Origin of the sequence: Acinetobacter harbinensis, assembly GCF_000816495.1 — a bacterium.
GTDB classification, from domain to species: Bacteria; Pseudomonadota; Gammaproteobacteria; order Pseudomonadales; family Moraxellaceae; genus Acinetobacter; species Acinetobacter harbinensis.
In genome coordinates this window covers 14,985-18,488 of sequence record NZ_JXBK01000002.1, presented here as the reverse complement: position 1 = coordinate 18,488, position 3,504 = coordinate 14,985, and the positions used below count along the sequence as shown (strand labels likewise).

Sequence of the window (3,504 nt, the reverse complement as noted above, 5' to 3'; positions counted from 1 at the left end):
CCACATGATCCAGCGGTTTAAGTTGCAGCTTTTGACAAATGATTTCTTTTTTATAGTCCGAGGCTTGTGCCAAAGTCATCTCGGCATCTTTAAACATGGCACTGGAATACATCATCGACGGATCAAGAAATAATTTAAAGAAATCATTACTTAAATCATAATGCTCCGCAATATTTTTACGACTGCCATCGACAGAATTTTTACGACTTTTATACCAAGCTTTTAATAAAACTTGGCTGGCTTGCGAGATAATATTTTGATTGATTTTATCTAACACATCGCGATTACGTGCCAGAATTTGAATCAACTCGACTAAATTTTCACTGCTCCAATAACCGGCAATATAAGCTTCAGCGGCACCCAACACGCCATTTTTAAACATCAGCTCAAGTAGTTTTTTATCATGCACTTCAATCACGGCATGCAAATCACTCGGCTCTCCGACCGTACCTTGCCACGCGCCACGAAAGCTAATCTGACCATAACGCAGTTTTAATAGACTTCTGAGCAGCAAAGGCAGTGAATCCTGTTCACCAAAAATAAATGTTTTTATCATTTGCTTATCTATCCCTATTGATTTGTGGATGCCGATAAAATGGAACTTTTTTTCGCCATAACTTAAAGGCTTGTACATAAATTGAAAGCAACATTTTGATCGGTTCAAAGACATGATAAACAGCATAACGGTGCTGCTGTGAAGGAAGTGTGATGGCATCGAGCTGAAACAGCATACTGGCATCAAATATTAATTTTTGCTGACGATACAATTGCATATGAATAATATTTTGCTGATCCGAGAGATTAAAGTGCCAACGATATTCAATATCCATCGGCATAAACGGTGAGACATGAAATAATTTCTCAAAGTTAAACTCAAAGCGCTGATAATCCGCATGCGGTTTACGATTGGCTTGGCAGTCATGCACATAGACATGCTGCTCATTCCACGGGGTATTACTGACTTCACTTAAGATAAAAACCGGTTGCTGATGTTGATCTAAAATAAAATAAAAAATTACTGAATTAAAATTAAAGCCCAAACTGCGCGGCAAGGCTAAAACCCGAATACGCCATGTCGGCAATAACACTGTATTGGCGTATTGCAACAACGCTTTACTGGCTTTTTCCCGAATCGTGCCATGATAATGTTTTAAAAAATCGCTCGCGGCTAAGTTTAAAACATTCCAATGTCCGGTTGACCACAGCCAAGATTGTTGAGTAATTTCCGGCAATTGGTCAGGGTCGAACCACAAATAGCTTAAGCTTGATTCAAAGGCATGTGGCGTGGGACTATAGCGCCGATGGCGAATTTGAGCATTGGCAATGGCAAGTGGCGTATTTAGCATCTATTTGCTCCACTTTAGCCCATAGAATCATTAATTTGCTGCACCACACGTGCTGCACTACGCGCACCATCTTCATGAAAGCCCCAGCCCCAATACGCACCACAAAATGAGCTGCGATTTTGTCCATTAATCTCCTGCCAGCGTGCTTGGGTCGCAATCGCCTGTTGATCAAACACTGGATGGCGATAATGACGTTCGACCAAAATCCGTTGTGGATCAATCGGCATATTTGGGTTTAAGGTCGCAAAAATTTGCGTTTTACAGGAGAGATTTTGTAGCTTATTCATCCAGTAAGTAAAGCCATAATGCAGTGCTGTAGCTTGAGTGCTATTTTGATTTTTTATAGCTTTATGCTGAGTATTTTCGGTCACATGCACATGCCAACTGGCCCATTGTGAGCGTTTTTTCGGCATAATCGACTCATCGATATGTACCACCATGTGATTGTCCTGATAGGAAAAATGACTCAACACTTCAGACTCTAATGCGCTGGCATCTGTTAATAACTGTAAGCTGGTGTCGGCATGACTGGCAAAAACCACCCAATCAAATTGCTCCTGTTCGTCTGCTGTTTCAAGTATCACGTGATCGGCATAGCGACGCACGCTGTCAACTTGCCGTGCTTTCCAAATAATCGAGGGGCATTTGGCCTGAATTTGTCGCACATAACTGGCCGAACCACCTTTTACGGTTTGCCAACTGGGACGGTTTTTAAGCTCCAACATGCGATGATGCTGAAAAAAACTCACCACAAACTTATACGGAATCTGTGCCACTTGTTCAACTGGACTCGACCATAACGCACCGCACATCGGATAGAGATGTTCATCTCGAAACACTTGTGAATAGTTGTTTTGATTTAAATAGGTTTCAATGCTCAGTTCCGGATCACACTCCGTTACAGACTGATCTTTATTGGCAGTATAGAAACGCAACAGATCGGATAACATCAGCCTAAAGTTTTTATTGATCAGATTTTGTGGTCGTGCCAACAGCGACCATTTTTTTGAAGGATTGTATTGTAGCCCGCTGACGAAATTATTAACCGAAAAACTCATATCGCTGTCTTGTGCCGCGATTCCCAATTGACTCAGCATCTCGCTAAACAGCGGATAGTTATAGGCATTAAATACAATAAAACCACTATCCACCGCGACGTGCCGACCTTCAATATACAAATCATGCGTATCGGTATGCCCACCAAAGTAATGATTTTTTTCAAACACAGTGACTTGATGCTGTTTTGAAAGCTGCCATGCGGCATATAGCCCTGAAATACCTGAACCAATAATGGCAATTTTCATAGAGACTCCCCAGTATCAATGTTATTCGATTTAATCTTAATCATGGTAAATTGATTTTTTCGCGCTGCATAAATACGCTCTGGTACCGGTTTGAGTCCCCAGACCAGTCCAAATACCGACATTAATTTAAGCAGATAAAAGGTGATATCAATCTGCCACCAGTAAAAGCCCTGACGGGTACTACCGGCATAGTAATGATGATTGTTATGCCACCCCTCACCTAAAGTGATAATGGATAACCATAAATTATTGCGACTATTGTCATCGGTTTCAAAATCACGTCGCCCATAGAGATGCGCCAATGAATTGATCGATAAAGTTGCGTGAGTTAACAACACGGTAGAAATAATAAAGCCCCAGACCAAAAGCTGTGGCCCGGAAGTGGCTAGCGCCGGCATCGAAGTCGCCAACCACTCGCCCAAGGCATAAATACCGAATGCGGTTAACAGCACCACCGGTAGACTAAAACGATCCAACCAAATTAATTCCGGATACTTTAACCAATCTTTAATGACTTCTTTTCGAGTCCCAAAATTTTGTTCATTGAGAAACCAACCGACATGGCTATACCAAAAACCATGCGTCGATGAATGCGGATCTTGCTCGGTGTCGGTAAAACGATGGTGATAGCGATGATGCGCAGCCCACCAAAGCGGACCACGTTGCGCACTCATGGTGCCAATCAAGATAAAAATAAACTGTACCGGACGTGAAGTTTGGAAAGTCTTATGCGACAGATAACGGTGAAAAAAAGCCGTGATTGAAAACATCCGCAGCACATAAAACAGCAACATAAAGATCACTGCAAACCAAGACACCCCCACCCAAAACACACTTAGACAGGCAATATGCAA

General features: G+C 42.0%; 4 protein-coding genes. All 4 read right to left on the bottom strand.

The window, feature by feature from the left end; translation table 11 throughout:
* The coding region (locus tag SE27_RS14540; protein WP_455549995.1) for a class I SAM-dependent methyltransferase at positions 1-556 on the bottom strand (556 nt) is incomplete at its 3' end.
* A gap of 4 nt (positions 557-560) precedes the next feature.
* Positions 561-1,346 carry a DUF1365 domain-containing protein gene (locus tag SE27_RS12295; protein ID WP_039624058.1) on the bottom strand — a complete coding sequence of 262 codons (786 nt, stop codon included), beginning with the start codon at positions 1,344-1,346 and terminating at the stop codon, positions 561-563.
* 14 nt (positions 1,347-1,360) lie between these two features.
* Positions 1,361-2,650, bottom strand: a complete 1,290-nt coding sequence (locus SE27_RS12290; RefSeq protein WP_039624056.1) for an NAD(P)/FAD-dependent oxidoreductase — start codon at positions 2,648-2,650, stop codon at positions 1,361-1,363.
* Positions 2,647-3,504: acyl-CoA desaturase (locus SE27_RS12285; protein ID WP_455549994.1), on the bottom strand; the 858-nt coding region annotated here is incomplete at its 5' end. The genes SE27_RS12285 and SE27_RS12290, both read right to left, overlap by 4 nt.